The sequence below is a fragment of the Streptomyces pathocidini genome (assembly GCF_001418495.1).
Lineage (GTDB): Bacteria > Actinomycetota > Actinomycetes > Streptomycetales > Streptomycetaceae > Streptomyces > Streptomyces pathocidini.
Map to the genome: position 1 here is coordinate 1 of NZ_LIQY01000355.1, position 6601 is coordinate 6601.

General features: G+C 72.9%; 6 protein-coding genes and 1 pseudogene. All 7 read left to right on the plus strand.

What is annotated here, in order from left to right; all coding sequences use genetic code 11:
- Positions 1 to 287: 287 nt before the first annotated feature.
- On the plus strand, positions 288 to 2036 hold the full coding sequence (locus tag AOK16_RS17140; RefSeq protein ID WP_157859237.1) for an AMP-binding protein: 1749 nt from the start codon (positions 288 to 290) through the stop codon (positions 2034 to 2036).
- Positions 2033 to 2335: an acyl carrier protein gene (locus AOK16_RS17145; RefSeq protein WP_055473113.1), complete on the plus strand. Its 303-nt coding sequence runs from the start codon at positions 2033 to 2035 to the stop codon at positions 2333 to 2335. Before AOK16_RS17140 ends, AOK16_RS17145 begins: the two co-directional genes overlap by 4 nt.
- Positions 2332 to 3177, plus strand: coding sequence for an SAM-dependent methyltransferase (locus AOK16_RS17150; protein ID WP_055473114.1), 846 nt, complete (start codon positions 2332 to 2334; stop codon positions 3175 to 3177). Before AOK16_RS17145 ends, AOK16_RS17150 begins: the two co-directional genes overlap by 4 nt.
- A complete protein-coding gene (locus AOK16_RS17155; protein ID WP_055473115.1) occupies positions 3174 to 4061 on the plus strand; it encodes an acyl-ACP desaturase in 888 nt (295 codons plus the stop codon). The genes AOK16_RS17150 and AOK16_RS17155 overlap by 4 nt, the downstream gene beginning before the upstream one ends.
- Before the next feature lie 130 nt (positions 4062 to 4191).
- Positions 4192 to 4977 carry a 4'-phosphopantetheinyl transferase family protein gene (locus AOK16_RS17160; RefSeq protein ID WP_157859238.1) on the plus strand — a complete coding sequence of 262 codons (786 nt, stop codon included), beginning with the start codon at positions 4192 to 4194 and terminating at the stop codon, positions 4975 to 4977.
- A gap of 116 nt (positions 4978 to 5093) precedes the next feature.
- Positions 5094 to 5888, plus strand: a pseudogene (locus AOK16_RS29300) (acyl-CoA dehydrogenase family protein); the annotation flags it as partial.
- An 85-nt stretch (positions 5889 to 5973) separates the two neighbouring features.
- The coding region (locus tag AOK16_RS27230) for an acyl-CoA dehydrogenase family protein (protein ID WP_276202510.1) at positions 5974 to 6601 on the plus strand (628 nt) is incomplete at its 3' end.

Sequence of the window (6601 nt, forward strand, 5' to 3'; positions counted from 1 at the left end):
ACGTGTACTTCATCCGCCGACCCAAAAACGCCGCGAACACCGGGGGTGGGAGGGTGTAGTGCCGGTTGGTGGCGGCGACCGCCTCGGCCGGTTCGACCTTCGGCGCGGCCTCTGAGGGGACTCGGTTCATGACGGTCCTCCGCTGGAACGGGCGAGTGCGAATGGAGCGGGCGAGTGGGCATGGTCTGCGTCCGGACCTCTTCGTTTCTAGCGACCCCGACACCCGGAGTTCCATGGGACCTTGGTCCCATGGAAGGGGCCGCCCCGCCCGCCGCAGACTGCGTTGCGTGACCGATTCAGCGATCCGTACGCCATGCCATGCGGGCCCCGCCGGCCGAACCCTGGTGGACTCCCTGGCGGTCCGCTCGGCGGGCCCCCGGCCGGCGTCGATCCACTTCCCGGGGACCGGGCAGCGGATCGACCTGGCGGCCGTGTCCGAAGCGGCGGAGCGCTGCGCGCGGCATCTGCGGCTCGCCGGGGTCCGGCCGGGAGAGGTGGTGGGGCTTCTGGCGGCCCCCGGACCCGAGTTCTTCGTCGGGTTCTTCGGGCTCCTGCGGGCCGGGGCGGCCGTAAGCGTGCTTCCCTCCCCGGTCGGTTTCGCCAGGGAGGGGCCCCTGCGCGCCCAGCTCCAGCGGATCGTCGCCACGGCTCGTATGCGTTTCGTCGTCTGCGACGCGGGACTTGAGGCGTTCGTGGGCGAACTGGGCGCGCTCTGCCCGGGGTTGACCGTGCTGCGGCCTCGGACCTCCGGCGGCGGGGGCGGTCCCGTACTGCCGGAGGTGCGCCCCGACGATCTGGCCGTGGTCCAGTTCACCTCGGGGAGCACGGGCCGGCCCCGGGGTGTGGCGCTCTCGCACCGCAACGTGGTGGCGGGGCTGCGCGCCATCGCCGAGAGCGCCGAAATGCGGTCCCACGAACGGCTGGTGCAGTGGATTCCGCTGTACCACGACATGGGGCTGTTCGGTCTGCTCTCCCACCTCCTCGGCAACGGCGAGGTGCACCTCTTCGCCCCGCAGGCGTTCATCCGGCGGCCCGTCGAGTTCCTGCGCCATGTCTCCGAGTGCCGCGGCCATCTGGTGACCGGCCCCAACTTCGGCTACGAGCTGATGCTGAACAGCCTGCGGCCCGGCGCCGCCGACGGGCTCGACCTGTCCCGGTGGCGGCTGGCCTTCAACGGATCCGAACCCGTCTCGGCCGCGCTGCCCGAGGAGTTCGCCGCCCGGTTGGGGCCCGCGGGGGTCGGCCCGTCGGTGATGTACCCGGTGTACGGGATGGCGGAGGCCACCCTCGCGGTCACCTTCCCGCGCCCCGGCAGCGTGCCGCGGGTCGTGGCTCTGGACGGGGCCGCACTCGCCGCCGAGCGCGGGGTGCGGCGCGCCGACGCGGCCACGGCACGGGTCAAGCGGGTCGTGTCGGTGGGACGGCCCGTCGCCGGCATGGACCTCCGGTTGGTCGACGGGGACGGCCGCCGCTGCGCCCCGGGTGAGCTGGGTGAACTGCATATCCGAGGCGAGTCGGTGACCTCGGGCTACCACGAGGACCCGGAGGCCACCCGGGCGGCCTTCGACGGCCCGTGGTTCCGCACCGGCGATCTCGGCTTCGTCCTCGACGGGGAGGTCTACATCGCGGGGCGCGGCAAGGAGATGGCGGTGGTGCACGGGCGCAACTACTTCCCCGAGGACGTCGAGTCGATCGCCCGGGAGACCCCCGGGGTGTTCCGGAAGCGCTGCGTCGCCTACGCGGGCGGAGGCGGGGCGGAGGAGGACTCCGGGGAACACCTCGGCGTCATCGCCGAGACCTCTCAACCGGCGGAGAGCCACCAGGAGTTGGCCGACGTGATTCATCAGCGGATCATCCGCGAGCTGGGCGCGCTGCCGGTGCGCGTGCACGTGGTCGGCCCGCACTGGCTGACCAGGACCACCAGCGGCAAGTGGCAGCGACTGCGGGCGAAAAGGCGCATCGCGGCCCAAGAGACGGCCCGAGAGACGACCCAAGAAGCAGCCCAAGAGGCGGCCCAAGAGCAGGAGGACCGATGACGACCGACCCTGTCACCACCACACCCCGCACCCCGCGGCTCACCCCCGAGCAGGTGCTGGACATCGTCGGCGCGGAGCTCCGCGCCGAGCTCCGCCTGGAGGAGCACGCTCTCACCGCCGGCGACCACCTCGACCTGCTGCCCGGTGCGGACTCCGTACGCCTGATGCGGGTGATCGCCGCCCTGGAGCGGCGGTACGACATCGAGTTCGACGACGAGGAGATCCGCACGGCCGAGACCGTCGGCGATCTGGGCACCCTGCTGATCGCCGGTCTCGGCGAGGCGGGGAGCGGGCGGTGACGACCACCAACCGCCACTACGAGCAGCCCGCCGAGGCCTTCGCGGCGTTTTTGGATCGGCGGATGAAGTACACGTGTGGTCTGTATGGGCCGGGGGTGGGGTCTTTGGATGAGGCGCAGGAGGCGAAGTTGCGGATGATCGCTTCGTTGCTGGGGGTGCGGGGTGGGGAGCGGGTGCTCGATATCGGTTGTGGTTGGGGTGCGTTGGCCCTGTTCCTGGCCCAGGAGTACGACTGCCACGTCACCGCCGTCGCTCCGGCGCCCGCCCAGACCGCCCATCTGCGCGCCGCGGTCGAGCGGCTGGGGCTGGCCGACCGCGTAGAGGTACGGGACGCCTCCGTCGAGGAACTCGAACCGGACGGCATGCCCTTCGACGCCGTCGCCATGGTCGGCGTGATCGAGCACATGCCGGACCACGCCGCCGCACTGCGCACCGCCGCCCGGCTGCTGCGCCGCGGCGGCCCCCTGTACCTGTCCGCGAGCTGCTTCCGCAGCCACGCGACGCGCCACGAATTCGCGTCCCGGCCTGGCAGCCGCCATGTCACCGAGGGGATCTTCGGCTACGCCGTGATGCGCCCCGTGTCGGTGCTCATCGCCGGTCTGGAGGACGCCGGGCTCAGCATGACCACCCTCACCGACCTCACCGGCCACTACCACCGGACCATCGAGGAGTGGCTGCGCCGGGCGGAGCTGCACCGCGCCGAGATCGATCGCGAACACCCCGGACTGACCGACGACCTCGTGCGCTACTTCCGGGTCACGAACGCCGGTTGGGGCTACACGACCAAGCACTACGCGCTCACCGCGGTGCGCTCCAGGATGGGCCGGACGGTGCTCGCATGACCGGCGCACACCCCGAACCCGTACCGGCGTTGAGGTCCCGCGGCACGGACCGGCTGCCCCTTCTCGGCCTCGGCGAGGCCCGCTCGACGGTCGCCGGCTCCGTGCAGCGCGCCGCCGACCGCACCTGGAGCCTGGGCGACCTGGACTGGGGCCGGCTGCGGCCGGAGTCCCTGACCGACGACGACCGGTCCGCGGTCCGCTTCATCACCTTCGTCGAGGACCACATACCGGGCTACCTCACCTGGCTGATGGAGCTGTTCCCGCTGGTCGGCGAGGAGATCCCGGTCGAGGAGTTCTGCGTCAACCGCGAGTACTTCCGGTTCTTCGTCACCTGGGCCGCGGACGAGGAGCGGCACGCCGCCGCGCTCACCCGCTACCAGACGGCCGCCGGGATGGCGGAGCCGGACGAGCTGGCCGAGGAGCTCGCGACCGAGGGGCGGAAGCGCTTCACCCTGCCCTACCGTGAACCCCTCCAGGCCTTCACCTACACCCTCGTACAGGAAAAGGCGACCCAGCTCTTCTACCAGCGGTTCCGCTCCCGCGTGCGCGAACCGCTGCTGCGCGAACTGCTGCACCGGCTGGCCCGGGACGAGGCACGCCACTTCGCCCTCTACGCGCAGCTGGTGGCGGCCTATCTGCGCACCGGCGGAACGCGCGCGCTGCCCCCGGTGAAGGAGGTCCTGGACACCTTCCGCATGCCGCTGGCCGACACCCTCACCGACTACTGGCGCTGGTCGCTGAAGGTCGCCGACTCCGTCGACTACGACCACACCGAGGCGTACGAGGCATTGGTGCGGCTGGTGCGCGAGTACACCGGAACGGCCGGTGAGGGGGACGGCGACGAGCTGCTGTCCTTCGTGGCCTCGATCGGACGGCTGGCATGAGGGCCGTTGGCGTGGGGGCGTTGGCATGGGGGCCGTTGGTATGAGGGCGCTCGGTGGGGCAGAGCGTGGTGAGACGGCGCTCGGCGAAAGGGAATTCGGCGAGAGGGAATTCGGTGAGCCGGAGCCGGGCATGAGCGCCTTGACCGTGGTGGTGGGCGACTGGCGGTGTGACGAGCCCGCGTACGAGCTGCTCGGGCGCCGGGAGCGGGCCCACGCAGAGACGCTGCCCGCCTGGCGCCGACGCGAATGGTGCGCCGGGCGGCTGACGGCACGGGCGGCCCTGGCGCTCCACTGGGGCGAGCCGCCCCGCGGGCTGGACATCCTCCGCGCGCCGGACGGTGCGCCCGTCCTCGTCCAGGACCTTCATGGGGTCCACGACCCTCATGGGGTCCGCGATCCCCACAGGGGCCACGACCTCCACGGGCCGGTCCCGCCGTGGGCGGGGTGCTCCGTGTCGCTCGCCCACAGCTATCGGCTGACGGCCTGCGCCGTGGCCCGTACGCGGGTGCCGATCGGCGTGGACATCGAGTACGAACACCCGCGCGTGGCCGAGCTGTTGCCCCGCTTCACGGGTCCGGGCGAGTCGATCCCCGCCGCGGCGGCGACGGTGGCGTGGGCGTGCAAGGAAGCGGCCATGAAGGCGGCCGGAGTGCGACCGGCGGCGATGGCCGCCTACCACTGCCGGCTGTCGGCACGGGCCGGGACGGCCGTCGTCACACCACCCGGGAGCAGCGGTCTGCCCCCGCTGACGGCCTGGGTGGAGCCCGTACTCGGAGCGGTGGTGGCCACCGCCACCGCCGCCACCGCCGGGGCGGAGCGGCCACGGCTCGTCGTACGCGCCGGTGCGGAGATCTGCCGGCTGTCGGCCGGGGGTTCACCGCCGGCCGCCGCGGCGGCCCCGGGGAGCACGCCATGACTGGTGACCTGCGGGCCGGCGACTCCCGGATCGGCGCCCCCATGACCAGCGACTCCGCAACCGGCAAGCCGATGACCGGTGAGCGTACGCCCGGCGCCCCCACGCCCGACGAGCCGATGACCGTTCGTCCGTCGACGGCTCACCCGTCGACCGTCCACCACTACCGCACGGACCTGCGCGACATCCGCTTCGACCTCTTCGAACTCTTCGGCCTGGAAGAGACCTTGGCCGAGCAGTACCCCGGACTGGACCGGGACACGGCGTGGGCGCTGGTCACCGAGGCCGACCGGGTGGCCCGCGAGCGGATCGCCCCCTGCTGGGCCGAGGGCGACCGGCATCCGCCCCGCCTCGACCCGGCGACGGGCCGGGTCCGCGTCCCCGAGCCGACCCGCCGCGCCTACCGGGCGCTGGTGGACTGCGAGGCCTGGCGGCTGTCGCTGCCCAAGGAGCTCGGCGGGGTGCCCGTACCCCGGCTTCTGCGCTGGGCCGTCGCGGAGCTCCTCGTCGGCGCCGATCCCGCCGTCGCCATGTACCACGGGGCGCCCGTACTGGCCGAGTTGCTGTACCGGCACGGCACCGAGGAGCAGCGCGGCCTGGCCGCGCTCATGCTGGAGCGCGGGTGGGCCGCCACGATGGCGCTCACCGAGGCTGGCGCCGGATCGGACGTGGGCGCCATCCGCACCCGCGCCTACCAGGGGCCCGACGGCTCCTGGTGCCTGGAGGGCGTCAAGCAGTTCATCACCGGTGGGGACCACGACCTGACCGAGAACATCGTGCACTTCGTCCTGGCCCGGCCCTCGGGCGTGCCGGGCGCGGGCGGCCCCGGTACGAAGGGCCTGTCGCTCTTCCTCGTACCCAAGTACCGCTTCGACCCGGACACCGGCGAACTCCTCGGCCGCAACGGGGTCACCACCACGCGGGTGGAGAGCAAGATGGGCCTGGCCGCCTCGGCCACCTGCGAACTGGCCTTCGGCGCCGACGGCATGGCCAGGGGCCTTGCTGGGCGACGTGCACGACGGGCTGCGCCAGATGTTCCACGCGATCCGCTGGGCCCGCCTGATGGTGAGCGCCAAGTCCGTGGCCGCCCTCTCCTCCGGCTACCGGCACGCCGTCGAGCACGCCCGCGGGCGGCGCCAGGGCGCGGACCTGGCGCGGCTCGGCGACGCACGGGCCCCCGGGGTGCCGATCATCCAACACCCCGACGTCCGGCGCTCGTTGCTGCTGCAGAAGGCGTACGCGGAGGGGCTGCGCGCACTCGTGCTGCTGGCCGCCCAGTGGCAGGACCGGGCCGAGGCCCACGCCCGGACGGGGGACGCCGCGCGCGGGCGGGCCGCGGCCGCTGTGGCGGACCTGCTGCTGCCGGTGGTGAAGGGCTGCTGCGGCGAGCGCGCGACCGAGCTGCTGTGCGCCGAGACGCTCCAGATCCACGGGGGCTCCGGCTACCTGCGCGACCATCCGATCGAGCAGTACGTGCGAGACACCCGCATCGACGCGATCTACGAGGGCACCACGGCCATCCAGAGCCTTGACCTCGTGCTGCGCAGGGTCGCGAAGGACGGGGGCCGGACCCTGGACCGGCTCCTGTGCGAGGTCGAGGAGTTCGTGGGTGCGGGTGCGGGTGCGG